Origin of the sequence: Mesorhizobium sp. M0862 (genome assembly GCF_040319795.1) — a bacterium.
Lineage (GTDB): Bacteria > Pseudomonadota > Alphaproteobacteria > Rhizobiales > Rhizobiaceae > Mesorhizobium.
Window position 1 is genome coordinate 85,695 of sequence record NZ_JAMYOJ010000011.1, and the last position, 25,931, is coordinate 111,625.

General features: G+C 63.3%; 24 protein-coding genes and 1 tRNA gene. 19 read left to right on the forward strand and 6 right to left on the reverse strand.

What is annotated here, in order from left to right; translation table 11 throughout:
* Positions 1 to 4: 4 nt before the first annotated feature.
* The 3 genes from NKI15_RS17970 (at position 5) to NKI15_RS17980 (ending at position 2,991) form a co-directional block, all read left to right on the forward strand.
* Positions 5 to 343 carry a cupin domain-containing protein gene (locus NKI15_RS17970; RefSeq protein ID WP_023684110.1) on the forward strand — a complete coding sequence of 113 codons (339 nt, stop codon included), beginning with the start codon at positions 5 to 7 and terminating at the stop codon, positions 341 to 343.
* Positions 344 to 603: 260 nt separating this feature from the next.
* On the forward strand, positions 604 to 2,442 hold the full coding sequence (gene recQ / locus NKI15_RS17975; RefSeq protein ID WP_352514913.1) for a DNA helicase RecQ: 1,839 nt from the start codon (positions 604 to 606) through the stop codon (positions 2,440 to 2,442).
* Positions 2,443 to 2,838: 396 nt separating this feature from the next.
* A complete protein-coding gene (locus NKI15_RS17980) occupies positions 2,839 to 2,991 on the forward strand; it encodes a hypothetical protein (RefSeq protein WP_023668683.1) in 153 nt (50 codons plus the stop codon).
* A gap of 740 nt (positions 2,992 to 3,731) precedes the next feature.
* Here NKI15_RS17980 and NKI15_RS17985 read toward each other — a convergent pair.
* Positions 3,732 to 4,670 carry an AraC family transcriptional regulator gene (locus NKI15_RS17985; RefSeq protein ID WP_023704934.1) on the reverse strand — a complete coding sequence of 313 codons (939 nt, stop codon included), beginning with the start codon at positions 4,668 to 4,670 and terminating at the stop codon, positions 3,732 to 3,734.
* 127 nt (positions 4,671 to 4,797) lie between these two features.
* Here NKI15_RS17985 and NKI15_RS17990 point away from each other — a divergent pair, with 127 nt between their 5' ends.
* Positions 4,798 to 5,691, forward strand: coding sequence for an SDR family oxidoreductase (locus NKI15_RS17990; protein ID WP_023704933.1), 894 nt, complete (start codon positions 4,798 to 4,800; stop codon positions 5,689 to 5,691).
* A 276-nt stretch (positions 5,692 to 5,967) separates the two neighbouring features.
* Here the strand turns inward: NKI15_RS17990 and NKI15_RS17995 are convergent, their stop codons facing one another.
* Positions 5,968 to 7,014 carry a class I SAM-dependent methyltransferase gene (locus tag NKI15_RS17995; protein ID WP_023684116.1) on the reverse strand — a complete coding sequence of 349 codons (1,047 nt, stop codon included), beginning with the start codon at positions 7,012 to 7,014 and terminating at the stop codon, positions 5,968 to 5,970.
* Between the two features lie 267 nt (positions 7,015 to 7,281).
* Here NKI15_RS17995 and NKI15_RS18000 point away from each other — a divergent pair, with 267 nt between their 5' ends.
* On the forward strand, positions 7,282 to 9,261 hold the full coding sequence (locus NKI15_RS18000; RefSeq protein ID WP_023704932.1) for a putative bifunctional diguanylate cyclase/phosphodiesterase: 1,980 nt from the start codon (positions 7,282 to 7,284) through the stop codon (positions 9,259 to 9,261).
* Positions 9,262 to 9,401: 140 nt separating this feature from the next.
* Here the strand turns inward: NKI15_RS18000 and NKI15_RS18005 are convergent.
* Positions 9,402 to 9,491 (reverse strand) — tRNA-Ser (locus tag NKI15_RS18005).
* Between the two features lie 368 nt (positions 9,492 to 9,859).
* On the opposite strand from NKI15_RS18005, the gene NKI15_RS18010 reads away from it, so the two are divergent.
* From NKI15_RS18010 to NKI15_RS18020, 3 genes are all read left to right on the forward strand, one after another.
* Positions 9,860 to 10,567: a 50S ribosomal protein L21 gene (locus NKI15_RS18010; RefSeq protein ID WP_023704931.1), complete on the forward strand. Its 708-nt coding sequence runs from the start codon at positions 9,860 to 9,862 to the stop codon at positions 10,565 to 10,567.
* A 98-nt stretch (positions 10,568 to 10,665) separates the two neighbouring features.
* Complete coding sequence (rpmA, locus tag NKI15_RS18015) at positions 10,666 to 10,935, forward strand: 50S ribosomal protein L27 (protein WP_015315190.1); 270 nt, start codon at positions 10,666 to 10,668, stop codon at positions 10,933 to 10,935.
* Positions 10,936 to 11,067: 132 nt separating this feature from the next.
* The gene (locus tag NKI15_RS18020) at positions 11,068 to 11,655 is read left to right on the forward strand and encodes a GNAT family N-acetyltransferase (RefSeq protein ID WP_023688901.1); all 588 of its coding nucleotides are present in this window, start codon (positions 11,068 to 11,070) and stop codon (positions 11,653 to 11,655) included.
* Positions 11,656 to 11,847: 192 nt separating this feature from the next.
* Here the strand turns inward: NKI15_RS18020 and NKI15_RS18025 are convergent, their stop codons facing one another.
* Positions 11,848 to 12,711 (reverse strand): endonuclease/exonuclease/phosphatase family protein, encoded by an 864-nt coding sequence (locus NKI15_RS18025; protein ID WP_023704930.1) that lies wholly within the window; start codon positions 12,709 to 12,711, stop codon positions 11,848 to 11,850.
* 166 nt (positions 12,712 to 12,877) lie between these two features.
* On the opposite strand from NKI15_RS18025, the gene obgE reads away from it, so the two are divergent.
* From obgE to NKI15_RS18050, 5 genes are all read left to right on the forward strand, one after another.
* Positions 12,878 to 13,909, forward strand: a complete 1,032-nt coding sequence (obgE, locus tag NKI15_RS18030) for a GTPase ObgE (RefSeq protein ID WP_023693164.1) — start codon at positions 12,878 to 12,880, stop codon at positions 13,907 to 13,909.
* A 2-nt stretch (positions 13,910 to 13,911) separates the two neighbouring features.
* Complete coding sequence (gene proB / locus NKI15_RS18035) at positions 13,912 to 15,090, forward strand: glutamate 5-kinase (protein ID WP_023744952.1); 1,179 nt, start codon at positions 13,912 to 13,914, stop codon at positions 15,088 to 15,090.
* 3 nt (positions 15,091 to 15,093) lie between these two features.
* The gene (locus tag NKI15_RS18040; RefSeq protein WP_023834621.1) at positions 15,094 to 16,380 is read left to right on the forward strand and encodes a glutamate-5-semialdehyde dehydrogenase; all 1,287 of its coding nucleotides are present in this window, start codon (positions 15,094 to 15,096) and stop codon (positions 16,378 to 16,380) included.
* A gap of 163 nt (positions 16,381 to 16,543) precedes the next feature.
* Positions 16,544 to 17,131 carry a nicotinate-nucleotide adenylyltransferase gene (locus tag NKI15_RS18045; RefSeq protein WP_023693161.1) on the forward strand — a complete coding sequence of 196 codons (588 nt, stop codon included), beginning with the start codon at positions 16,544 to 16,546 and terminating at the stop codon, positions 17,129 to 17,131.
* A gap of 74 nt (positions 17,132 to 17,205) precedes the next feature.
* Positions 17,206 to 18,486: an MFS transporter gene (locus tag NKI15_RS18050; RefSeq protein WP_352886475.1), complete on the forward strand. Its 1,281-nt coding sequence runs from the start codon at positions 17,206 to 17,208 to the stop codon at positions 18,484 to 18,486.
* 15 nt (positions 18,487 to 18,501) lie between these two features.
* Here NKI15_RS18050 and NKI15_RS18055 read toward each other — a convergent pair whose 3' ends face one another.
* On the reverse strand, positions 18,502 to 19,356 hold the full coding sequence (locus NKI15_RS18055) for a mechanosensitive ion channel family protein (protein ID WP_023736854.1): 855 nt from the start codon (positions 19,354 to 19,356) through the stop codon (positions 18,502 to 18,504).
* A gap of 241 nt (positions 19,357 to 19,597) precedes the next feature.
* Here NKI15_RS18055 and rsfS point away from each other — a divergent pair, with 241 nt between their 5' ends.
* The 5 genes from rsfS to NKI15_RS18080 all read left to right on the forward strand — a co-directional run bounded on the left by rsfS (position 19,598) and on the right by NKI15_RS18080 (position 24,690).
* Entirely contained in the window at positions 19,598 to 19,975 is a 378-nt protein-coding gene (gene rsfS, locus NKI15_RS18060; protein ID WP_023668698.1) for a ribosome silencing factor, read from the forward strand.
* Between the two features lie 62 nt (positions 19,976 to 20,037).
* Positions 20,038 to 20,520: a 23S rRNA (pseudouridine(1915)-N(3))-methyltransferase RlmH gene (gene rlmH / locus NKI15_RS18065; RefSeq protein ID WP_352886478.1), complete on the forward strand. Its 483-nt coding sequence runs from the start codon at positions 20,038 to 20,040 to the stop codon at positions 20,518 to 20,520.
* A 122-nt stretch (positions 20,521 to 20,642) separates the two neighbouring features.
* A complete protein-coding gene (locus NKI15_RS18070) occupies positions 20,643 to 22,001 on the forward strand; it encodes a murein hydrolase activator EnvC family protein (protein ID WP_023668700.1) in 1,359 nt (452 codons plus the stop codon).
* Between the two features lies 1 nt (position 22,002).
* Positions 22,003 to 23,328 (forward strand): S41 family peptidase, encoded by a 1,326-nt coding sequence (locus NKI15_RS18075; RefSeq protein WP_023668701.1) that lies wholly within the window; start codon positions 22,003 to 22,005, stop codon positions 23,326 to 23,328.
* A gap of 180 nt (positions 23,329 to 23,508) precedes the next feature.
* A complete protein-coding gene (locus NKI15_RS18080; protein ID WP_352666434.1) occupies positions 23,509 to 24,690 on the forward strand; it encodes a divergent polysaccharide deacetylase family protein in 1,182 nt (393 codons plus the stop codon).
* Between the two features lie 19 nt (positions 24,691 to 24,709).
* Here NKI15_RS18080 and NKI15_RS18085 read toward each other — a convergent pair whose 3' ends face one another.
* Positions 24,710 to 25,045, reverse strand: coding sequence for a DUF8220 family protein (locus NKI15_RS18085; protein ID WP_023688909.1), 336 nt, complete (start codon positions 25,043 to 25,045; stop codon positions 24,710 to 24,712).
* A 176-nt stretch (positions 25,046 to 25,221) separates the two neighbouring features.
* Between NKI15_RS18085 and NKI15_RS18090 the strand changes: the two genes are divergently transcribed.
* On the forward strand, positions 25,222 to 25,734 hold the full coding sequence (locus tag NKI15_RS18090; protein WP_023693158.1) for an RNA pyrophosphohydrolase: 513 nt from the start codon (positions 25,222 to 25,224) through the stop codon (positions 25,732 to 25,734).
* Positions 25,735 to 25,931 lie beyond the last annotated feature (197 nt).

Sequence of the window (25,931 nt, forward strand, 5' to 3'; positions counted from 1 at the left end):
GGTCATGATTGAAGCCAAGATTTTCGCACAGCCCGGCGAGAGCGCGTGGACGCCGACGCCGGACGGCAACAGGCGGCGCGTTCTCGTCTCCACCGATGAGCTGATGATGGTCGAGTTCGGCTTCGACAAGGGCGGCGTCGGCGCGCTGCATTCGCACCCGCATGTCCAGGCCAGCTATGTCGCCGAAGGCCGCTTCGAGGTGACCATCGACGGCCGCACCGCGACCATCGAGACCGGCGGCAGCTTCATCGTGCCGTCCAATCTGGTGCACGGCGTCAAGGCGCTGGAGGCCGGGCGCCTGGTCGACAGCTTTACCCCGCACCGCGCCGATTTCCTGGCCTGACCTTTTTCGGCAATTCCAGAAACAGGAAACCCGCGCCTCCTGGGGAGGCGCGGGCTGTTGCCTGTGCGCTCGTGGCGCAGCGGTACTCGAAACATCGCCGCAGGGTTGGACGGTGCCGCAACATGGTGAAGATAGGTTTAACGATGCCAATCAGGTCGATCGCCGGTGGGGTGTTGCTGCTGCTTGTTGTGGTCACGCAGGGGCTGCGCTAATCGTTCTGTCCACGCCGCTGCTTCGGGCGGCCGATCGAAACATCAGTGATGCAGATATTGACGACAAGCGTGCCGACGCACGATCCCAAACGGCGCGTCCTCAAGGACGTGTTCGGCTTCGACGATTTCCGTCCCGGACAGGCCGCGGTGATGGAGGCGCTGCTTGGCGGCCGCCATGTGCTGGCCGTCATGCCGACGGGTGCCGGCAAATCGCTGTGCTACCAGGTTCCGGCGCTGGTCAAGGGTGGGCTGACCATTGTCGTTTCGCCGCTAGTGGCGCTGATGCAGGATCAGGTCGCCGCGCTGCGCCTCGCCGGCGTCGCCGCCGATACGATCAATTCCTCGATCGACCGTGATGCCAATGTCGCGGCATGGCGCCGCGTCGCGTCGGGCCAGACGCGGCTGCTCTACCTCGCGCCGGAACGGCTGATGACCGAGCGGATGCTGGATGCGCTTGCCAGGCTCGATGTCAGCCTGATCGCCATCGACGAGGCGCATTGCATTTCGCAGTGGGGGCCGGCGTTCCGGCGCGAATATGAAGACCTGTCGCAGCTGCGTGGCATCTTTCCCGACGTACCGATCATTGCGGTGACGGCGACGGCGGACGAGACGACGCGGGCAGACATCGAGAGACGGCTGTTTGGCGGGCGTGTCGAAACGCAGGTGCTTGGCTTCGACCGGCCCAACATCAAGCTTGCCATCGAGCCCAAGCAGGACAGCAAGCGGCAGTTGCTCAACTTCATCGAGCGCCATCAGGGGCGCAGCGGCATCGTCTACTGCCTGTCGCGCAAGAAGACCGAAGAGATGGCGGCATTCCTCGAAAAGAACGGCGTCCCCGCGCTCGCCTATCACGCCGGCATGAGCAAGGAGGCGCGTGATGCCAACCAGAACGCCTTCATGACGCTGTCGGGCGTCGTCATGGTGGCGACCATCGCCTTCGGCATGGGGATCGACAAGCCTGATGTCGCGTATGTCTTCCACACCGACCTGCCGGGCAGCCTCGAGGCCTATTACCAGGAAATCGGCCGCGCCGGTCGCGACGGCCGGGCGGCGGAGGCGCATATGCTTTACGGCCTTGGCGACATCCGCATGCGCCGCATGTTCATCGACGACGAGGACGCCGCTGTCGAACACAAGCGCCGCTCGCATGGCCGGCTCGATACGCTGATCGGCTATTGCGAGACGGCCGAGTGCCGCCGCCAGGTGCTGCTCGGTTATTTCGGTGAAGAGGCGGTCCCTTGCGGCAATTGCGACAATTGCCTGGAACAGGCGCCGCGCGCCGACGGCACCTCCGAGGCGCGCCTCATCCTGGCGGCGGTGGCGCAGAGCGGCGAGCGCTTCGGCGCCGGCCATGTCATCGACATCCTGATCGGCCACGAGACTGAAAAGATCGCGGCAAGGGGGCATCACAGGCTGGCAGCCTTCGGCAGTGGCGCCGCGCACAAGAAGGATTTTTGGCAATCTATGATTCGCCAGCTGGTCGCGAACGGTTTCCTGATGCCGGACCCGGCCGGCCATGGCGGGTTGGCCATCGCGGACAAGGGCCACGCACTCGGCCGGGACGAGGTGCCGTTCCAGTATCGGGTCGAGATGCGCACGCGCGCCGCGCGCCGCGCGGCTCGCGCCGGGCAGAGCCCCCAGAGCGAAAATGTAGATGCGTCGCTGCTCGCGGCGCTCAAGACGCTGCGGCTGCGTCTGGCCAAGGAACGCCAGGTGCCGGCCTATGTGGTGTTTTCGGATCGTACACTGATCGACATGGCCGAGCGTCGTCCGCAAGACCTCGACGATTTTGCCGGGGTGAATGGCGTCGGCGCCGCCAAACTCAAGGAGTTCGGCAAGGCTTTTGTGAGCGCCATTGCCGCGCACCTTTCCGAGACGCCAGGCTGAAAGGGTTTTGCTGGACCAAAGCCCGATCCGGCATCAGTACGCCTTCAACTTGCCCGCCCGCTTATCCTTTCATTTTGGCGCTACCCTGCCGTAGGGGAATGGCCTTCTAAATTGTATGGAACCGTGACGACAACACACATTCCTGAATCTATGCGGTCGATTCTTCGGATGTAGCCGTGACTATGGAAACCCGCTGTTGCGCGCGGATGGCGGTTTTCTCGGCCTTGGAGACGCTACCTCGGCAGCCGCTATCCGCTGACCCGAATGGTATGATTCAGACCATCTTTGTTGTTGAAAACCCGCTTTCGACGGGAGTATAAAACTCGAGGTTACCATTGCTTTTCGTATAGAGGCTGTGGTGGAAACGTGGGTCCAATCCGCAAAGCATTGCCTTGCGTGGAAGTGGTCGAAGCCGGCGGCGGATGGTCCGTTCCTGTGGCCAAGGAAGACCAGGAAATTACCCGATCATTCGTGATTGAACCGTTTGCGCTGTCCTATGCTGAGGGCCAGCGGATACGCCTGCATCTCGACAAGTTCGTTCGTCTGTAGAGAGGCTAAGCCCGATGAAAGACCGGTGGGAACCTGACCACCAGTTCATTGAAAGCGCCCGCCGTAGCCAGCTCCGAGCGGAGAGCCAACTGGACTCCCTGCAATCGACCATCGCCGAAACGCGACGCGTCCTAGAGGCTTCACGGAAGCTCTTGGAAAAGATAGGGAATGGCCGGTGCAGGTTGGGCATGCTTGTGGGGCTTCACCGCACCGGCCACTGCGGGAAGATATGAGGCCCCCCGCGCCGCCTAAGATATAGGCATATTAGCAATCGCGCAATTAACCCTATTGCGCTACCCAGCCGTAGAGGCAAGGAAATCGGAGAAGTTGGTGCCGGTTAACCGCCAGCACGCGAGCAAGTCATTCTGAAAGCATGAAAAACGCGATTTTGCTCGTGCCAATTGAGCGTCTGAAATCTAGTTCCTCCTGCCGATTATCCCTAAGTTAACTGGAATACTTATATCCCCGAAGGGTTGCGAATCAGTCGATTGTCAAGCGCATGCCATGGAGCAAGCAAGGGATCGATTTGAGCAGAAGGGCCGCAGCGGTCGAAGCGCGCTGGGAAATCCGAGCGGCTTCGGCAATTGTCCGCTCTGGCTCGCCCGCTACAACTCGACTCGCGCAGTGTGGACGGAATCACCGGCCATGTGGACGAGAACAATCTGGCGATGTCGTTCACCGAGTTTCGTTCGCGCTACAGCCTCTAAGGGCAAGGTAATCAAGGCGCTCGGATCGCCGCCTCAGGCGGCTTCGCGTTCGGCCTGCGCAGTCGGGTCCGGCTCCTGGCGGCTGTACTGCCGCGGCGAACAGCCCATGACGCGCTTGAATGCCGTGCTGAAGGCGCTTTCGGATTCGTAGCCGAGCGCCAGGGCGATGACGGAAACCGGATCGCCGGAATGCATCAGCCTGTCGCCGGCCAGCATCATGCGCCAGCGCGTCAGATAATCCAGGGGTGAGGCCCCGACCGTCTGCTTGAATCTGAGCGCAAAAGTCGATCGCGACATGCCGGCGCGCTCCGCCAGTTGCTGCAATGTCCAGCCATGCGCCGGGTCCTCGTGCATGGCGCCGATCGCCGCGCCGATCTGCCTGTCGGTGAGTGCGAACAGCCAGCCGACATTGCCTTGCGCGGTCATATGCAGGCGCAAGGCCTCGATCAGGATCATGTGGGCGAGGTGCTCGACGATGAGAAAGCCGCCGGGACGCCGCTGGCGCAATTCCTGCATCATCCGCTCCACCGGCCAGCGAAGCGCCGAATGGTCGCTCTCGCCGCGGATGTGGACGATGGGCGGCAGCATCCGCAACAGGATGCCGGCATGGTCGCCGGACAGCGTGAAGCGACTGCTGACCAGGAGGAAATCGCCGCCGCCATTATGGACGGTGATGCCGCCGGTCCGCGCCGGTGAAAAGATCGTTCGCGCATCGACCGTCGGCAGGCCGAGATCGCTGGCAAGGCGGAAAGGCCGGCAGCGCGGCAACAGGAAGCAGTCGCCCACGTCCAGCCGCACCGCGTCAGGGACGCCCTCGACCGACAGCCAGCATCGGCCGGACACCACGGCGCCGCATTTGATGGCGGCCTGCTGGTCAGGGAACTGGATCGCCCAGTCGCCACCGGTTTCCAGCCCAGCCGACAGGTAATTGCGCGGCTTCAGTAGCGACAGCACGTCTGACAGCGGATCCATGAGCGTTCTCGGACGATTGCGAAGATATCTCGGATTTTACAGTATAGATCGTATGATCGCAACCTTCTATCTCCTTCGGCAACGGGCTGCCTGTACGGCCTTCGCCGAAAACCAAGGAGAAATGATCATGCGTGTGTTCGTTACCGGGGCTACCGGTTTTGTCGGTTCGGCTGTTGTGCGGGAATTGCTCGGGGCGGGCCATCAGGTGCTTGGCCTCGCGCGGTCGGAAGCAGGTGCGGAGTCGATCGTGGCCGCGGGCGCCGAGGCGCATCGCGGCGATATCGAGGATTTCGAGAGCCTGCGCAGCGGCGCTGCCCAATCGGATGGCGTCATCCACACGGCCTTCAACCACGACTTTTCGAGATTCGCCGCCAGTTGCGCAGTTGACCAGCGCGCCATCGAAACGCTCGGCGCGGCGCTCGAGGGTTCCGAGCGGCCGCTGCTTGTCACCTCCGGACTCGCCGGTTTTGCTCAGGGAAGGCCGGCAACCGAAGACGACAAACCTGCGCCTCCATCGGTCTCCATGCCGCGCGCTTCGGAAGCAACGGCCGTGGCGCTCGCAGCGCGCGGGGTGCGCGCATCGACGGTGCGGCTGGCGCCGACCGTCCATGGCGAGGGCGATCACGGTTTCGTGCCGATGCTGATTGCCATTGCGCGTGAAAAGGGCGTCTCGGCCTATGTCGGCGACGGCGCAAATCGCTGGGCGGCGGTGCACCGGTTCGACGCCGCCACCCTGTACAGGCTGGCGCTGGAGAAGGGGGCGGGCGGCGTCAGCTATCATGCGGTTGCCGAACAGGGCGTGGCGAGCAAAGAGATCGCCGAGATCATCGGCCGCCGGCTCGGCCTGCCGGTCGTTTCCATAGGCCCCGAGGAGGCGGCTGCGCATTTCGGCTTTCTCGGGCATTTCATCGGCAGGGACTTGTCGGCGTCAAGTGAGCAGACCCGCACTGCGCTGGGATGGCAGCCGACCGGGCTTGGGCTCATCGCCGATCTCGACCGTCCCGGCTATTTCGAGGCCTGATCAGGCCGGCCAGTCGCGTTGCATTGCACGACCGACAGCCTGGCGATCAGCGGCAGTGCCAGCAACACGGCCAGACGCAGCCCGCCGAGCGGGCAGCACCGTCGTGCTGCTGGAACCGCCGCCACATCTGTATGGCGGCAAGCAGAACGAACACGGCGTAGGCCGACCGCAGCCCGGACGAGCTGCTCGCCCGTCGCCGGAAAGCCGGCGAAGACATGGCCTCGTCATGGCAGACCTACCTTGCTACGGGGATGCGCGCGCGATTCCCGCGCCTAGTTAGAGATCGCCCTTCCTCACCTTGCCGTAAACGATATTCCGGTTCGAGCCATAGTAGACTTTCGCGTCGAAAGGACTCCCGCCGAGGGCGGCATTGATGATGTCCCACATATCGTCGGCCGAACGTAGGATGAGCGGCCAATCCATGAAAGTCTCCATGTAACCATCCGTCGTTATCTCGTCGCTGAAATTGGCAAACAGGAATTCGCCACCGGGCTTGACGAGTTCCATGGCTCTTTGAAGCAGGCGGACGCCGATGGCACGCGGCAGGTAATCGTAAAGCCCCGATGCGTAGACGAGATCGAATGTGCCAAGGGCGTAGGCGCGGCGTAGGATGCCGCGTACGGAACCCTGGACTGCCTCGACTGCCGTGCCGGCAAAGTCGTGGTTCACCGTGGCTACGCTGACGGGGTCCTGATCCAGGCCGATCCAACGTTGCAGTTTATGCCTGGCCAACGCGTCGGAGCGTTCGGCTTCCCTGAGGTGGCCGCAGGCAATCGCCAGCACCTCAGCCTTTTCCACACTGCTGGCCGTCTCGTCCACGGTCCTGGCCAGAATATCCCGCCGCTCGCGCCCCGCCACCGAACTGGCAGCTTCACTGGTGTACGCATAGATTTGCCGACCAAGTAAGGTCGACGAGGCCACGATCTCGTCGGCGATCGGATGCTTGTAGTAAATATCCAGCAGGCCTGCATCGCCCGAATACCCGCGCGGTTTTTCGACCGACCACCGCGTGAACGGGTCCTGGAGCAAATATTCCGCGACCCGATGCTGCTGAGCCAAAGGAACGAGTTTCTGCCAAACCGCGGTAGCAACCTGCCGGCGGAGCTTGTGGAGTCGCCCCGCCAAACGATGGACGACGGGGGCGGCCGGTTTGTTTCGCGCAAAGGCTTGATGAGCAAGGTCCAGTATCAGGGCGAGCTGGGCCGTGCTGTCCCTCAACTCGTCGGAGTCAGCCGCCTCTTCGGAGGTCGCAACATGTTTCTTCATCAGCCTGGTGGTGACCAGGCTGTATTGGTCGAGCTGCAGTTTTGGCTTGATAGGCATGCCGTTTACTCTCCGGTTTACCGCCCCGGTCCCCGGCCAGCAGCATAGGTGCGCCGCCAACCAATGCTAACAATTTTAATAAAATTTTAGCAAAATTTTAATCAACGGGACGGCCATCAATCCTGCAAACTGGCTAAATCCGAACCGCCCGTTTACCCTCGGTTAGCGACATCTGACTTTTCTTGCGGACAGGGACGTCTTCATTCCCCGACCGCAGGCGACGTCGGCTGTTGCATTCGCTACTGCAGATCGCGGAGGAGCGTTGCGATGCAACTGAGCGAGGACGTTGCCCAGAAGGTGGCGGCAGCGATTGGACGTCCGCGGTGGCATTCCGCCGATCCGGAACTCCTGACACTGTTCCTGCAGAAGGATGCCGATGAGAATCGCAGCCTTGTGCGATGGGGTATTGCGGCTGCTGTATTCAGCTATGTGGCCTATGGCCTTTTCGATTGGTTTCTCTTTCCGGATGTCGCCGGCCGGCTTGTTTTGACGCGCGTTACGCTAGGGATCACTTCCCTGGCGCTTGTCGAATTTGTCGCCCGACGGGGCTTTGCCCTTGCCACCTTGCACCTTGTAGCAGCGCTGGCGATTGTCTCCGGTGCCCTTGGGTGGCTCGTCTCCGCTGTTGGAACAGAGCATCAGGATGCCCTCTCCCATTTCATGGTTTTTGGCACAGTGTTCATCCTGGGTGCGAATCTGTTCTTCAACTTCCGTTTTTGGCTTTCAGCCCTTGCCTCCGCGACGGTCGCCGCAAGCTTTGTGTACGCCGCGATGTTCTCCCTTCAGGCCGACATCGCCGGCCGCATCGTGCTGTCGGCCTATTTCGTGAACTGTCTCGTCTTGTCGCTTTATCTTTCCTGGCGGCTGAGCCTGGAGCGGTACCAGACTTTCCTGCACGCGCTTCGGGCGCAGTTCCAGGAGCAGGCTGCTATCAAGAAGGGGCAGAAGCTAACCGAAATCGCCGACACCGATCCGCTCACGGGAATGAAGAACCGCAGGGCGATCATTCGAGAATTCTCGGAGCTGCGCGAAGACTGGGCCGCAGACGACGACGAGATAGGGCTCATTCTGATCGACGTCGACTACTTCAAAAGGTTCAATGACGGACTTGGTCATCAGGCCGGCGACGATTGCCTGATCAAACTCGCCCATGTCCTTTCCGAGATGGCGGCTGCCAACAACGCCATCGCGGCCCGCTATGGCGGAGAAGAATTCGTCATTCTCTGCAAGGTCACCGGGCGGGCTCACCTTCATGAGATAACGAATAAATTCTGTCGCGCTGTAGAGGATTTGGATATCTATCACCCTGATCGGGGCGACAAGCTCAACATCGTCACGATCAGTGCCGGAGCGTCGTTGACGCGCGCCGATCAGAGCATAGAGCTTAGAATCCTGCTGCAGGAAGCTGACCGCGCACTCTACGCTTCCAAGTTTGCCGGTCGGGCTACGTTCACGATTTACGACCCGCACGCCACCAGCCAGGATCGCTCCGGCGAAAATCTTTCAGAACTGCTGAAGGTGGCAGTTTCCAACCAGCTCGTTTCCGTCGCTTACCAGCCAATTCGCGAGCTGGCGTCGGGGCGCGTGCTGGGGCACGAGAGTCTGATGCGGCTATGTGACTTCGACGGCACCATGATCAGTCCGTCCGTATTCATACCCCTTGCCGAGCAGACCGGAGCGATCGTGGAGCTGGGTACGTGGCTGATCGATCGAGCGTGCGGCGACATGGCGGAATACGGTTTGGGCTCGGTCGTGACGGTGAACGTCTCCGTTCTTCAGCTCAAGGCTCCCAACTTTTCGCTCCGGATCACCGAAATCCTTGGCAGGCACGGCCTTGCGCCCCAGAAACTGGCCATCGAAATCACCGAAGGCAGTGACATCTTTCTGGAGGCGCAAGCGGTCAGAAACGTGGAGCGGTTGCGAAAACTGGGCGTTCAGATCTGGCTGGACGACTTCGGAACGGGATTTGCCGGCCTGACATGGCTCCGCCGCTTCAAATTCGACGTGGTCAAGATCGATCGCAGCTTCCTCCACGATTGCCAGACGTCTCGTGGCTTGAGCCTGTTGCGGGACATGGTCGGACTGCTGCGCAATCTCGGCCATGTCGTGCTCGCCGAGGGTGTCGAAACGGAAGAGCAGTATATATTGCTGCAGCGCCTGGGGGTAAATTTGATGCAGGGCTTCCTCACCGGGCATCCAGTCCCGATCGAAGAAGTGAACCAGATCAGACAAGGGCTCGTTGCCTAGCGGCAGCCTCTACGCTGAAGCTTCGGAGGGCATCCTGCTTCGTTCCGGTCCCCCTACGCTACTTCGTAGCTTCGGGCGACACTCCTACGCCCAGATGCGGTTCCGGGTGGCCTGCCACCCGAAGCCCGCAGGGCGTAGGGTGGCGGAGAGGGAGGGATTCGAACCCCCGATGGGCTTGCACCCATGCCGCATTTCGAGTGCGGTGCATTCGACCACTCTGCCACCTCTCCGCGGTCATGGTCGGCCGTTGCCGGCGCGGCGCACTAGATAACGGCTGGGCGGGCAGGTTACAAGGCCAAATCCACGGGGAAATTCAGCTTCCTGTGCGGGCTTTGCCGGGAGGGCTGCGCCGCGGCCACGTCGGCAGATAGGCCAACCGGTCCTCGACCGGAGGGATCGGGCGCGGCAAGGAGGCCGCATGGCCAAGGATTCCGCCCGTTTGCCTTGACTCGTACCGAACCTTCGGTTAGGGGAAGCGCGCAATCGGCGTGGAGGGTTCTTCCACGCCGCTTGTTTTTCGAACCCGCAGACTGACAAAAAGACGGCCGAACCGCGTGACGCGGCTCATCGAGGCCGACCGAACAGCGAAAGGCAAAAAATGTTCGCAGTCATTAAAACGGGCGGTAAGCAGTATCGCGTTGCCGCCAACGATCTCCTGAAGATCGAGAAGCTCGAAGCCAATGTCGGCGATATCGTCGAAATCGGCAGCGTCCTCGCCCATGGCGAAGGCGAAAATGTCACCTTCGGCGCCCCGTTCGTCGATGGCGCTCTGGTCACGGCGGAAGTCGTCGAGCAGGGCAAGAACCGCACCGTCATCGCTTTCAAGAAGCGCCGCCGGCAGAATTCGCGCCGCAAGATCGGCCACCGCCAGCTTCTGACCACCGTGCGGATCGCCGAGATCCTGCTGGGTGGCGCCAAGCCTTCCAAGAAGGCCTCAGCCAAGGTGGAAGCCAAGGAAGTCAAGGCTGACGTAGCGCCCGAGGCGAAGGCCGAGGCCGCGCCGAAGGAAGCCAAGGCGAAGAACGAAGCCAAAGCCGAGGCTGCTCCGAAGGATGAAGCCAAGACGGAGACCGCCGTCGCCGCGCCGCTGTTCAAGGCGCCGAAGGGCGAGCCGGACGATTTGGCCGTGATCAAGGGCATCGGCCCGGTTGCCGCCGGCCAGCTGCACGAGCAGGGCATCACCACCTTCGCCCAGCTTGCCAAGCTGTCGGACAAGGACGTGGCCAAGATCGACGCGCACATGCCCTTCAGCACCGACCAGATCAACGACTGGCGCGAGCAGGCCAAGGAACTGGCGAAGAAGTAAACGAACCGGCGACAAGGTCGCCGGATCGGACTTGAAACGGAACGCGAACGCGTTCATAAGACCATTCAAGCGCCCCAGGGCGCATCGGAGTTAGTTAGATGGCACACAAGAAAGCTGGCGGCTCGTCGCGCAACGGTCGCGACTCGCATTCCAAGCGTCTGGGCGTGAAGAAGTTCGGCGGCGAAGCCGTCATCCCGGGCAACATCATCATCCGTCAACGCGGCACCACCTGGCATCCCGGCGTCAATGTCGGCATGGGCACGGACCACACCCTTTTTGCGCTCGAGACCGGCGCAGTCACCTTCAACAAAAAAGCCAACGGCCGAACCTACGTATCGGTCAACCCGATTACCAAAGCCGCGGAGTAGCCGGTTCCGCACTATAAAACCGGCGCCCATCTCGGGAACCGGTGTCTGGCCAAACCAGTGAATGGAGCCAGGAAAAGGATCAGGGGAGATGGGTTTTCCATCTCCCCTTTTTTCTTGCCTGGAGGACGTCGAATGGTTGCCGAAGCGGAAGACACCGAAGACGAAAGTTACGCGATAGATTGCCCGGTGCTGGCCACGGAGCGGCTGGTGATGCGCGCCCCGTGTGAAGCCGACATCGCGCAACTGGTCGAGCTTGCCGACAACCGTCACGTCGCCGAGATGCTGGCCCGCATGCCGCACCCCTATGGCGAGGCCGAGGCACGCGCCTTCCTGGCCATGACCAGGTCGCGCCGGGCCGGCATCGCCTACGCCCTGACGCTGGCCGGCACCGACATTTTCGTCGGCTGCGCCGGCCTCAACATGACCGATCGCGGGCTGGAACTCGGCTACTGGATCGGCGAGCCCTATTGGAAGCGCGGCTATGCGACGGAGGCCGCGCACGCGTTGGTCGACCTCGCCTTCCAACGGACGTCGATCCAGGTGCTGCAGGCTTCGACGCGGGTGATCAATCCGGCCTCGCGCCGGGTCATCCACAAATGCGGCTTCCAGTATGCCGGCCAGGGCATGCTGAACTCGATCGTCGCCGGCCAGGTGCCGGTCGAGCGGTACCGGCTGGACAGAAAGACCTGGATCAGCCTGCGCAATTGGGTGCATTTTTAGGTGTTTTGATATTCAGGTGAGGCCGGCCTGCAAATGCGGGTTTATGCGCTTCCGGTGCACGTACTTAAGTACGCTCCGCTCCGGTTCTCGAAAACCAGTGTTTTCGGCTCGGCCTGACCTGAATCTCAACACACCTAGGCGCGTGCCTCCAAACGACTGGTTTGGCAACGTTGGTTGTGGATCGGACTCAACTCAGCCCATCTCGACCCAAATCGGGAGATGGTCCGAACCGACCGCTTGACGGTCGACCCACAGGCGCTTCAGCGATCCGGCGAGCGAGGCCGAGGTAAAGATGTAGTCTATGCGCTTGTGGCGGCTTGTGTCTTCGGGTCGCGTGGGATCGACCCAGGTGACGACGTCTGGTGTGTTCAGGCGCTGGGCGACGTCGACGGCGAGATCGGCGGTCAGCGGCATACCGAATTCATGGTCCGGGCGGCCGACGAGTTCGACATATTCGGGCGAGCCGGGCAGCATGTTGAAGTCGCCCATGACGATGAAGGCTTCGGGATAGGGCAGGTCCGGCAGGCCGATCTCGGGAATGCCGGAGAGGCCGCCGCCCTCGAAGGCATAGTTCAACAGGCGCTGGCGCAGGAACCGGATCTGGTTGGCGCGTTCAACCGGACTGCGATGGTCGAGATGCGTGGAATAGAAGCGGATGAAGCCGAGCGGGGTCTCGACCAACGCCTCGAGTGCGCCGCGCTGGAAGTTCATCGCCTCAAGGCTGCGGCTGCGTGGCAAAAGCAGATTGCGCGACAGATGGATCGGTGTCTTCGACAGCACCATGTTGCCGAGCTGGAAAGTGGTGGTGATGGCGCGGCCGGCCTCCAGGCGCGAGCCGACATTGACCTCGAAATTGCTGCCGTAGGCGGCAAAATATTCGGGCAGCGCCTCGCCGATCTCGGCCACCATGTCGCGGTTGCCGTTCCTCGGATTGTTGCGGGTCACTTCCTGCAGCGCGATCACGTCGGCGCCGCGAACCGCCTCGGTGATGCGGCCGAGATCGTAGCGGCCATCCAGACCGATACCGTACTGGATGTTGTAGCTTACAACCTTCATTCCCGCGCCCCTCAAGCTCCGTACGCGACACTGCTACCGCGTCCCCGACAAAAGGGCATCCGGCGCTTTAGTCGCAAAACGGCCTCGCCCTTGGCCGCGCCTTGGTTTAGAGCAAGGCGCAAGATCTAAAGCAAAGCCGCAAGGCCAACAGAAACTGCGTAGTCCAATGAAATTTCTCGATCAAGCCAAGGTTTATATCCGCTCCGGCGACGGTGGCGCCGGCTCTGTGTCGTTCCGGCGCGAAAAATTCATCGAGTTCGGCGGCCCGGATGGCGGCGACGGTGGCCGCGGCGGCGATGTCTGGCTGGAAGCGGTCAATGGGCTGAACACGCTGATCGACTATCGCTACCAGCAGCACTTCAAGGCCAAGACCGGTGTCCACGGCATGGGCCGCAACATGACCGGCGCCAAGGGCGCCGATGTGACGCTCAAGGTGCCGGCCGGAACCCAGGTGTTTGCCGAGGACAATGAGACGCTGATCTGCGACCTGACCGTGGTCGGCCAGCGCTTCCTGCTGGCCAAGGGCGGCAATGGCGGCTTCGGCAACCAGCATTTCAAGACCTCGACCAACCAGGCGCCTCGCCGCGCCAATCCGGGCCAGCCCGGCGAAGAGATGAATGTCTGGCTGCGGCTGAAGCTGATTGCCGACGCCGGCCTGGTCGGGCTGCCCAATGCAGGCAAGTCGACTTTTTTGGCAACCGTCACCGCGGCCAAGCCGAAGATCGCAGACTACCCCTTCACCACGCTGCATCCCGGCCTCGGCGTTGCCCGCATCGATGCGCGCGAATTCGTCATCGCCGACATTCCGGGCCTCATCGAGGGCGCGCATGAGGGTGTCGGCATCGGCGACCGCTTCCTCGGCCATGTCGAGCGCACGCGTGTACTTCTGCACCTGGTCTCGGCGCAGGAGGAAAACCCGGGCAAGGCCTACAAGACCGTGCGCGCCGAGCTCGACGCCTATGGCAATGGGCTGATCGAGAAGGTCGAAATCGTCGCGCTCAGCCAGGTGGATATCCTCGACGCCGATGAGCGCAAGAAGAAGGTTGCGTCGCTCAAACGCGCTGCCGGCCGCGCGCCGATGCTGCTGTCGGCGGCCACCGGCGAGGGCGTCGAAGCGGTGCTGCGGGCGCTGATGGCGGTTGTCGGCGAAGCGCGCGACAGGGCTGCCGCTCCCGTCGAGACCCGCTGGGACCAATAGCGATGACGGCGCAATCGCTGACAAAATACCGGCGCATCACAGTCAAGATCGGTTCGGCCTTGCTGGTCGACCGCACCAGCGGCCTGAAGCGCGACTGGCTTGCCTCGCTTGCCGAGGATATTGCGGTGCTCGCCAATGGCGGCGCCGAGATCCTGGTCGTATCGTCCGGCGCCATTGCGCTCGGCCGCACCATTCTCGGTCTCGGCAAACGGGCGCTGAAGCTGGAAGAAAGCCAGGCGGCTGCGGCCGTCGGCCAGATCGCGCTGGCCGGCGCGTGGTCGGATGCGCTGGGCAAGGGTTCGCTGAAATCGGGCCAGATCCTGCTGACGCTGGGCGACACCGAAGAGCGCCGCCGCTATCTGAATGCCCGCGCGACGATCTCGACGCTGCTCAAGATGAAGGCGGTGCCGGTCATCAATGAGAACGACACGGTGGCGACCTCCGAAATCCGCTATGGCGACAATGACCGGCTGGCGGCCCGGGTGGCGACGATGATGGGCGCCGACCTGCTTGTGCTGCTCTCCGACATTGACGGGCTCTATACGGCGCCGCCGGCGCGCGATCCCGATGCAAAATTCATTCCGGTGGTCGACCGCATCACGCCCGATATCGAGGCTATGGCCGGGGCGGCCGCATCCGAACTGTCGCGCGGCGGCATGCGCACCAAGCTCGATGCCGGCAAGATCGCCACCGCCGCCGGCACCGCCATGATCATCACCTCGGGCACCAGGCTGTCGCCACTGATGGCGATCGAACGTGGCGAGCGCGCCACCTTCTTCAGGCCGAGCGCCAATCCGGTGAAAGGCTACAAGACCTGGATCGCCGGCCAGCTCGAACCGGCCGGGCGGCTCACCGTCGACGCCGGCGCCATCGGTGCGCTGCTGTCCGGCAAATCTTTGCTGCCGGCCGGCGTCAGGCTGGTCAGCGGCAATTTCTCGCGCGGCGACACGGTGGCCATCCTGTCGCCGGAAGGGCGCGAGATCGCGCGCGGGCTTGTTGCCTACGATGCCGCCGATGCCGTAAGGATCGCAGGCCTGAAGACCGCCGAGATCGAAACCGTGCTCGGCTACGAGGCGCGCTCGGCGATGATCCACAGGGACGATCTGGTGGTGAGCGATCCGGGTGACCAGATACGGCCTGCCGGCCAGCTATGGGCCGGGGGCGAGGTAAGCGGAGGATGAGACATGCTGAAGTTGCATGAACAATCCGGGGATGACACCGTCGCGCTGATGGCTGATATCGGCCGCCGCGCCCGCGCGGCCGCCCGACCGTTGGCGATTGCGACCGCCGCCGCCAAGGATGCCGCACTTCTCGCCATGGCCGACGCGATCATCGCGCGCCAGCAGCAGATTCTCGATGCCAACGCCATCGATGTCTCTAACGGACACGAATCGGGCTTGTCCGGCTCCTTCATGGACCGGTTGAAGCTCGATCCGGCGGGCACCCGTGCCATGGCGGATGGCATCCGTGAAATCGCCGAGCTCAGGGACCCGGTCGGCGATGTGATTGCCGCCTGGGATCGCCCCAACGGCCTGCAGATCGAGCGCGTGCGCACGCCGCTCGGCGTTGTCGGCGTCATTTATGAAAGCCGGCCGAATGTGACGGCGGATGCCGGCGCGCTCTGCCTCAAGGCCGGCAATCCGGTGATCCTGCGCGGCGGCTCGGATTCGCTCAATTCGTCCGCCGCCATTCATGCCTGCCTGGTCGAGGGGCTGAAGGCCGCCGGCCTGCCGGAAGACGCCATTCAGCTGGTGCCGACCACCGACCGCGCCGCCGTCGGCGAGATGCTGAAAGGGCTTGGCGGCAATCTCGACGTCATCATTCCGCGGGGCGGCAAGAGCCTGGTCGGGCGCGTCCAGAGCGAGGCGCGGGTGCCGGTCTTTGCCCATCTTGAAGGCATCTGCCATCTCTACATCGACCGCTCGGCCGATCTCGACATGGCGGTCAGGATCGCCGTCAACGCCAAGATGCGGCGCACCGGTGTCTGTGGCGCTGCAGAGACTTTGCTGGTCGACCGCGCGGTGGCCTCCACACATCTGGTGCCGATCCTCGACGCGCTACGCGCCGCCGGCTGCGAGATCCATGCCGATCAGGAAGTGATGAAGCTGTTCTTCGACGCCAAGCCGGCGACCGATGCCGACTGGATGACCGAATATCTCGAGGCCATCATCGCGGTAAAGCTGGTAGACGGAATTGCCGGTGCCATCGACCATATCGAGACGTTCTCCTCACACCACACCGAGGCGATCATCGCCGAGGATACCAAAGCGGTCGAGCGGTTCTTCAACGAGATCGACTCGGCGATCCTTTTGCACAATGCCTCGACGCAGTTCGCCGATGGCGGCGAATTCGGCATGGGCGCCGAGATCGGCATCGCCACCGGCAAGATGCACGCGCGCGGACCGGTTGGTGTCGAGCAGCTGACCTCGTTCAAATACCGCGTGCGCGGGTCGGGACAGGTGAGGCCTTGAGCGCTGGCCTTACCCTCCCCCTTGTGGGGAGGGTGGCGAGCGCAGCGAGCCGGGTGGGGGTACGACGCTGAATTCTGCAATCCCCCCACCCCGCTCCGCTTCGCGGATCGACCCTCCCCACAAGGGGGAGGGTGGGGCGCCTCTTTCCTCGCACTACCTCCGCATGCCGCATGCCGAAAAGGGCCTTGCCGTCGGCCTGTTCGGCGGCTCGTTCAACCCGCCGCATGCCGGTCATGCGCTGGTGGCGGAAATCGCGCTCAGGCGGCTGGCGCTCGACCAGCTATGGTGGATAGTGACGCCTGGCAATCCGCTGAAGAGCACCAGGGAATTGGCGCCGCTGAGCGACCGGCTGCTCCAGTCGGAGCAGGTCGCCAAGAACCCGAAGATCAAGGTCACCGCCTTCGAGGCGGCGCATCATATTCGCTTCACCGCCGACACGCTGGCGCTGGTCAAGGCACGCAATCCCGGCGTCGACTTCGTCTGGATCATGGGCGCCGACTCACTTCGCGATTTCCACCGTTGGCAGCGCTGGCGCCAGATCGTCATGACCTTCCCCATCGCGGTCATCGACCGCCCGGGCGCGACGCTGTCCTTCCTGTCCTCGGTCGTGGCCAAGACGTTCGACTATGCCCGCGTCGACGAGGGTGATGCGCCCCGGCTCGCGCGCATGAAGGCGCCGGCCTGGACCTTCATCCACGGCCCACGCTCGTCGCTGTCATCGAGTGCTATTCGCCAGCAAGCCAAGGGGTAACTCCGTAAGACCAGATCGCCGATGTCGCTTTTACGGCGGCCTTTCGCGATTGGCTGGGCGATGCTGCGCTGGATATGGCCACTTCAGTGAACCAGACCGACATCGACCCCAATCATGGCGCCCCGCCGGCGCCCGTCATCGCCATTGCCAGCGTAATCGTGTCGATGGCGCTGATCGCGGTCGGCAACGGGTTGATGTTCGCCTATATCCCGGTCCGGCTTGGCGTCGAGCGCTTCGATCCGACCTGGGCCGGGCTGATCATCACCGGCCTGTCGGCCGGCGGGCTTGCCGGCTGTATCCTGACCGGGCCGCTGGTGCGCCGCGTCGGGCACGCCCGCGCCTTCATGGTGCTGTCGGCGCTGATAGCGCTGTCGAATGCTGCCATTGGCGCCGGCACCTACCCGCTGCTGTGGATCGCGGCGCGCGCGCTTTACGGTTTTGCAATATGCGGCCTGTTCATCGTCGCCCAGAGCTGGCTCAACGATGCCGTCGCAAACGCCATTCGCGGCCGGGTGATGGCGGTGTTTTACGTCGCCTATGTCGCCGGACTTGGCGTCGGCTATGCCCTGCTGGCGGCGGTCGACATCGCGACGGCGCAGGCGCCGCTGATCGGCATTGCCTTCACCGCAGTGTCGATCCTGCCGGTCGGCATGACGCGGTTGGCTCAACCGCCGCCACCTCGCGCAGCCTCCGTGGCGCTTGGCCGCGCCTGGCGGATCTCGCCGGTCGGCGTGGCCGGCATGCTGGCCGTCGGCGGTCTGTCGATGGCGATCGCCGGGTTCGCACCGATCCATGCCACGGCCAAAGGCTATAGCCAGGCCGATGTGGCGCTGCTTTTGTCGGCGATGCCCGTCGGCACGCTGATCCTGCAGATACCGCTCGGCTGGATTTCCGACCGTACCGATCGCCGTTACGTGCTGGCCGGCGCTGCGGCACTGGCCATCGTCGCCGGTATTCTGGCCATCGGCTTCGACCGCGGCGCGCTGATGGTGCTCGTGGTGATCTACATCGTCTGGGACGGCGCCTCGGAATCGATCTATTCGCTGGCCAGCGCGCATGCCGCCGACCGCGCCGGCAAGGACGACATGGTGGCGCTGTCGAGTTCGTTGCTGTTTGCCTGGTCGCTGTCGGGGTTCATCGTGCCGGGTATCGTGACGGCCCTGTCGGCTGTCTATGGCACGCAGGCCTTCATTTATGTGGCCATCGTCATCGCCACTGTCTTCTGCCTGTTCGTGCTGTGGCGAGTGGCCACCACGCGCGCCGTCCCCGCTACGGAGACCAGCAGTTTCGCGCCGATGTCGGCGCAGGCGCCGCTGCCGGTGGAGCTCGCCTACGCCCCGGAAGATAAGCGCTGAACGGTTTCACAGCTCCTACTGCCTGGTGGCGGCAGTTTCCTGTCGAGCCTCCGGCGGAGGTGCGGGAACCGAAATGGCTTCGGCGTCGAACGCCTGCTTGACGCGTTTGGTGAGATCGATCTGGGTGGCGAAGAAATCCGCCGCCGTGGTCCAGTAGCGCAAGGTGATGGCGACGCTGGCATCGCCCACCGTGGCGACGAAGGCGATCGGCGCCGGCTCTCGCTTGACGCGGCGCTCGCCGCCGGCAACGCCCAGCATGGTTTTCTGCGCCAGGTCGATGTCGTTCCAGGAGCCGATGCTCAGCGTGATGTCTCCGCGGCGCACACCGTTGCGGGTAAAATTGCGCACCGGCTGGTTCCACAGCGTCGAATTGGGCGCCAGCACATAGACGCCGTCTGTCGTGCGGAGCTTGGTGGCGAACAGGCCGATTTCCTCGACGGTGCCGGAAATGGCGCCGACCTCGACATATTCGCCGATGCGGAATGGCCTGAGCGCCAGAAGCATGATGCCTGCGGCGATGTTCTGCAGCGTGCCTTGCAGCGCCAGGCCGATTGCCAGCCCGATGGCGCCGATGGCGGCGATGATCGAGGCCGTCTGAACGCCGAACTGGCCGAGCACCATGATGACCACCAGGATCAGGATGGCGTAGCGCACGATCTTCGAGAAGAAATGGCGCAGCGTCGCGTCGAAACCATGGATATGGCCGAGGCCGGCTGAGATCGATCGTTCTGCGAGCCCGGCGACGAGATAGCCGACGACCAGCAGGATGATGGCGCCGATGGCGGAGAAGGAATAGGAAACGATCAGTGTGCTGAGTTGCGCAAGGCCAGCCTGCACGGTGAGCAGCGTGTTCTGGGGGTCGATTGGCATCAGGAAAATCCGTTTGGGGGGTGTGTCGATAACCCCTGCCGCGGCCATGGGTTCCGATTTTTCTCAAGGCTCCGGAACCGGAAGTCGTGCACTGCGTTCGCGGTGGCAGGGCCTCCCGTCTTGAAACTGCAAGGGAACTCTGCCTATCTATAGGGTGTCACCTGATTTCGTGGGTGATTTGGTTGTTCTTGCTGCGAAAGGAAATACACTGAGAACAGCATTGCGGAAGAAGGCTGACATCATGCCTTCGCCGGCCAGGATCAGCGTAGATGACGCCGTGTCCCGTGCCATCAAGACAGTCCTTGCCAGTCTGGAAGACTCCAAGGCCGAAAATATTGTCTCAATCGACATTCAGCGGAAATCGAGCCTCGGCGACTATATGGTCATCGCGTCGGGCCGGTCGCACCGTCATGTCTCGGCTGTCGCCGACCACCTGCTCAAGGCGCTCAAGGATGCCGGTCTCGGCACGGCGCGCGTCGAGGGGCTGTCCGGCGCCGACTGGGTCCTGATCGATTCAGGCGACATCATCGTCCATGTCTTCCGCCCAGAAGTCCGCGAATTCTACAATCTTGAAAAGATGTGGCAGGCGCCGGACCTCGAGGAAGAGACCTTGCACTGAGCTTCGTCTCATGTCGTAACCATCCTGGGTGCGACATGGATTGAAAGCTCGCCGAGGCAGGGATGAAGATAGCAGTTCATGCCGTGGGCCGGATGAAGGCCGGCCCCGAGAGAGAGCTCGCCGACCGCTATTTCGAGCGTTTCGCCAAGAGCGGCCCGGCGATCGGGTTCGAATTCTCTGGTGTCGCCGAGATCGCCGAGGGACGAGCCCAGAACGCCAATGAGCGCCGCCGCGAGGAAGGCCAGAAGCTGCAGGCACAGCTGCAGCCGGGCACGGCGCTGTTCCTGCTCGACGAACGCGGCAAAAACCTGTCCTCAGACGATTTCGCCAGCCGTATCGCCCAGCTGCGCGATGGCGGACGCAAGGCGTTGGTCATCGCCATTGGCGGCGCCGACGGGCACGACCAGTCGATTCGCGATCAGGCTGAGCTGATGGTCTCGTTCGGCGCGGCGACCTGGCCGCACCAACTGGTGCGTGTCATGCTGGGCGAGCAGCTCTATCGGGCGGCAACGATTCTTTCGGGACATCCCTACCACCGTTCGTAAATCAGTGGGTCGAGGGTCAATCGTCCGGATTTCCGCCCCAATGCGCGGCTGTTTTGTGCTAGGCTTCGGTTCGATCATGGTTGATGGTTCGTTAACGAAGCCACGCATAGAGTCGGGCTTCAATGGCTGACAACGGGAAATCACGAACGGGCTTCCGGCACGCGCGCTGCGGCATCGCTGCGGCGGTGGTTTTGCTGTCGCTCGGGCTTGCACGGGCCGAAAATACGCTGGACGTGGCGCCCGACCCCGATCTGAGCCGTGCCGAATATGAGAAGGTGTCGGCCGAGATCACGCTGTCGTCCGAACGGCTGGCCAAGCTCGCCGCCGACATTGCTTCGGTCAAGAAGGACCATGCCTCGATCACCGCGGCGCTTATCCAGTCGGCTATGACCGAGCAGAAGCTCGGCCAGGACATCGAGGATATCGGCGCCAGGCTCGAAGGACTGAAGGGCGAGGAACAGAAGATCCGTGTCTCGCTGGCGGCGCGGCGCGACGTGCTGGCCGAGGTGCTGGGCGCGCTGCAGCGCATGGGGCTCAATCCGCCGCCGGCGATCCTGGTCAAGCCGGAAGACGCGCTGTCGTCGGTGCGCAGCGCCATCCTGCTCGGCGCAGTGGTTCCGGAACTGCGCCAGCAGACCGACAAATTGCTGGCCGACCTCAGGGAACAGACCCGGGTGACGGCCTCGATCGAGGCCGAGCGGACGCGGCTGACGGCGGCGGTCGGCGAGCAGACGGCGGAAAAGAAACGCCTCTCCATGCTGCTCGAAGCCAAGCAGAAGCTCGAGGCGGACACGTGGACGGCGATGGCCGCTGAAAAGCAGCGGTCCCAGGCGCTTGCGGCCAAGGCCGGCAGCCTGAAAGAGCTGATCGCTTCGCTTGAAGCCGACAAGAGCCGCAAGGCGGCGGATGCCGTCAAGGCAGGCGAACAGAAAGCGGCCGACAGCGATAAGCCGGACGCCGATAACGCCGATGCAGGCACAACCGCGTCGACGGAGCTGGCTTCGCTGCCCGTGCCGGAAGGCAACCGCCTCACCGCCGCCGCGCCGTTTTCGGCACTTCAGGGACAAGTCTCGCTGCCGGTCACCGGCAAGATCAAGCTGCGTTTCGGGGCCGATGACGGTAACGGCGCGGTGATGCTTGGCGACATGGTTGCGACACAATCGGGAGCCATCGTCACGGCACCGGCGGACGGAAATGTGCTTTATGCGGGGCCTTTTCGCTCCTATGGTCAACTCTTGATCCTCAATGCGGGAGACGGCTATCATGTCGTCCTGGCGGGGATGAGCAGAATCAGCGTCGCGTCTGGCCAGTCGGTGCTCGCAGGAGAGCCGGTCGGCGCGATGGGAGAGGCCCGGGTGGCAAGCACCTCGGCCTCGAAGAATGGAAATGCCACGCCGGAACTCTATGTCGAGTTCCGCAAGGATGGAAAACCCGTCGATCCGACCCCATGGTGGGCGGACCGCTTCTCTGGAAGGACGTGAAATGATGCGGAAACTGTCGCTTCTTATTGCCGGTGCGCTGATGGGCGCGTCAGCGATGAGCCTGGTCTATGGCGCGCCCGGCTCGACGGCGAACGCTGCAGGCTCCGAGACCTATAAGCAACTGGCGATCTTCGGCGACATCTTCGAGCGCGTGCGGGCGCAGTATGTGACGCCGCCGGACGACAAGTCGCTGGTCGAAAACGCCATCAACGGCATGCTCACCTCGCTCGACCCGCACTCCTCCTACATGAATGCCGAGCAGGCGCAGGACATGCGTGTGCAGACCAAGGGTGAGTTCGGCGGCCTTGGCATCGAGGTCACCATGGAGAACGATCTGGTCAAGGTGATCACGCCGATCGACGACACCCCGGCTGCCAAGGCAGGCGTGCTGGCCGGCGACTATATCGCCAAGATCGACGGCCAAGAGGTTCGCGGCCTGACGCTCAACGATGCAGTCGAAAAGATGCGCGGCCTGGTCAACACGCCGATCAAGCTGACCATCCTGCGCCAGGGCGCCGACAAGCCGATCGAGCTGACGGTGGTGCGCGATATCATCAAGGTCAAGGCGGTCAAGTTCCGGGTCGAGAACGACATCGGCTACATGAAGATCACCTCCTTCACCGAAAAGACCTATGACGACCTCGAGAATGCCATCGACACCATTAAGAAGCAGGTGCCGAACGACAAGCTCAAGGGCTATGTGCTCGATCTCAGGCTCAACCCGGGCGGCCTGCTCGACCAGGCGGTGAGCGTGTCCGACGCCTTCCTCGACCGTGGCGAGATCGTCTCGACCCGCGGCCGCGACCCGAAGGACGTCACACGCTTCGACGCCAAGGCAGGCGACGACATCGGCGCCAAGCCGCTGATCGTGCTCGTCAATGGCGGTTCGGCCAGCGCCTCCGAGATCGTCGCCGGCGCGCTTCAGGACCTGCGCCGCGCCACAGTGGTCGGCACGCAGTCGTTCGGCAAGGGCTCGGTGCAGACCATCATCCCGCTTGGCGAGAACGGCGCGCTGCGCCTGACGACGGCGCTCTATTACACGCCGTCCGGCAAGTCGATCCAGGGCAAGGGTATCACACCCGATATCAAGGTCGACCAGCCGCTGCCGCCCGAACTGCAGGGCAGGGACCTGACGCGCGGCGAATCGGACCTCAAGGGCCATATCAAGGGCGCCGACGAGAGCGATACCGGCTCGGGCTCGGCTGCCTATGTGCCGCCGGATCCGAAGGACGATCTGCAGCTGATCTATGCCGAACAGCTGCTGCGCGGCCAGAAGACCGATCCGGCATTCCCGCCGAATCCGGAGAAGGCAGTGCTCAACCAGTAAAATCGACTGGTAGCTCTGGCTGCCCAATCGAAGCGATGCAATGCTGCCGGGACCGTGAGGTTCCGGCAGTTTGATTCGGGGGCAGCTGGGCGCTGTGCCTCAAAGGCGCAGGGGACGCGCCGTCAGTTTTGGATCTGCGCATGGCGAAGATTTCGCTGATCACGCGCCGGGGGATGCGGCTTGGCTGACATCGGCAAGGACATCGAACGCCCGCTCGGACAGACCGTCCGACCGCGTGCCGCGTCGCGCGGGATCAGCGCTGGCGCCGTCGCGGCGACGCTGGTCGTGCTGGCCGCGGTCGGCATCTCCGGCGCGATCGCGCTGCGCGAGAAGCCGTTCCGCAAACCGGAAGCAATCGCGGTCTCGACGCCGAAGGTGACGGCGGCGGCCGAGCCCGCGGCCGCAGCGCCCACTGCTCAAGCGACGGCGGCAGCGCCGAAGGCGGAAACGCCCAAGGCCAGCGGTCCGCAGATCATCCATGTGCAGTCCCAGGAGGGTGACGGCCCGCCCAATGCAGCCATCGTCATCCACGACCCGTCGACGATCGGCCAGAACCTGAAGATCGCGCATATCCCCGACAGGGCGCTGATCGAGGCCAGCGACACCGGCCCGTTGCCGGTTCGCGCCGCTGACGGCCGGCGGCCGTTCGATGTCTATGCGCGGCCGTGGTCGGGTTCGCGTGGCGCTCGAGTGGCAATCGTCATCGGCGGGCTTGCCGTGTCGCAGACCGGCACGCAGGCCGCGATCGCCAAGCTGCCGGCCGAAGTGACGCTGGCTTTTGCGCCGCAAGGCAACAGCATCGGCCGCTGGATGCAGGCGGCACGGCAGAGCGGGCATGAGGTGGTCATGCAGGTGCCGCTCGAACCGTTCGACTATCCCAACGTCAATCCCGGCCGCAACACGCTGACAGTGGCGGCAAGCCCGGACGACAATCTGAAGAATCTGCGCTGGGCGCTGTCGCGGACCACCAACTATACCGGCGTCATGAACTATATGGGGGCGCGCTTTTCGGCCGACGCGACAGCGATGGGGCCGTTCATGGCCGAACTCGGCAAGCGCGGCCTTGCCTATATCGATGACGGCTCGTCCGCACGGAGCCTGGCGTCCGATCTCGCCTTGAAGGACGGTGTGCCATTCGTCGCCGGCGATACGGCAATTGACGCTGTGCAGGACCGCGGCGCCATCCTGAAAAAGCTCGACGCGCTGGAAGCGACCGCGCGTGCGAAAGGCTCCGCCGTCGGCATCGGCTCGGCTTTCGACCTCACCGTCGACACCGTGGCGTTCTGGGCGGTCGAAGCGAAAAAGCGCGGCATCGAGATCGTGCCGATCTCGGCGGTGGCCATCGACCCGGAAAAGGGCTGACCGGCGCTTGTGGCGATTTTCAACGATGCCGAGAAAAGAGCTCTCTCTGGGCCTGATTGATTGAACCATCATCCCAGTCGACCTCGCGCTTTGATTGCGGGATGTGTCTCCGCCGATATTCGTTGTTGTAGAACAGGGTGCCGTGGATTCCGAGCACATCGCGTTTCAGGATGGGACGACCCCAAAGCGGCGCCAGCACGCGACCTGCCTCGTCTTCACCAAGCCGCTCAAATAAATCTTCGGCCAGTTCCATGTCTCTTCCATCCGGGAAGATGGCGGCGTACTCCTCCTCTGTTGCCTCGAACACGCTGAAGGTTGCGTTCAAGGCGCCGTCGATGATTTGAATATTTTTCATGGAATTACTCTGCCATTCGACCGCAACGGCGGCAACGGGGCTGGGTGGCAGTGACTGGAACGAACCCACGTTTTCCGCTTCCGGGGCAAGCCTACTTTGAGTACGCTCCGCTCCGGTTCTCGAAATCATTCGCCACTGCCTCGCCGGAGCGAATCTCAGAACGGCTTTAAACTCCGATGGCTAAAAAGATCGATCCCGAGACGCTGCCATACCGCCCCTGTGTCGGGCTGATGATCCTCAATGGCGACGGGCTGGTCTGGGTCGGGCACCGCATCGCCGAACCGGACAGCGAATTTGCCGGGACCACGCAGCTCTGGCAGATGCCGCAAGGCGGCATCGACGAGGGCGAGGAGCCGCTGCAGGCGGCCGGGCGCGAGCTCTATGAAGAGACCGGCATGCGCTCGGTCACGCTGCTGGCCGAGGCGCCGCATTGGATCAACTACGACCTGCCGCCCGATCTGGTCGGCATCGCCCTCAAGGGCCGCTATCGCGGCCAGACGCAGAAATGGTTCGCCTACCGCTTTCACGGCGAGACCAGAGAGATCCAGATCAATCCGCCGCCAGGCGGCCACACCGCCGAATTCGATGAATGGGCATGGCGGCCGATGCAGGACCTGCCCGATCTGATAGTGCCGTTCAAACGCAAGGTCTATGAGGATGTGGTGGCGGCGTTCCGTCATCTTGCCTAGCTGGATGTGACGGTTCGCACGGCACCTGATTCGTGCTTTATTGATCGGGACACCCGCAGCCACGAGACCCATATGAACGACGCCGGGCAATGGCCTCTTAGCGCAGCGTATGGGCTGCCCCTCACCCGCCTGCCGGCTTTCGTCACTCGAAAAGCCAAGCAGTTGGCTTTTCGTCCGCTTTACGCCGACCGCTCCTC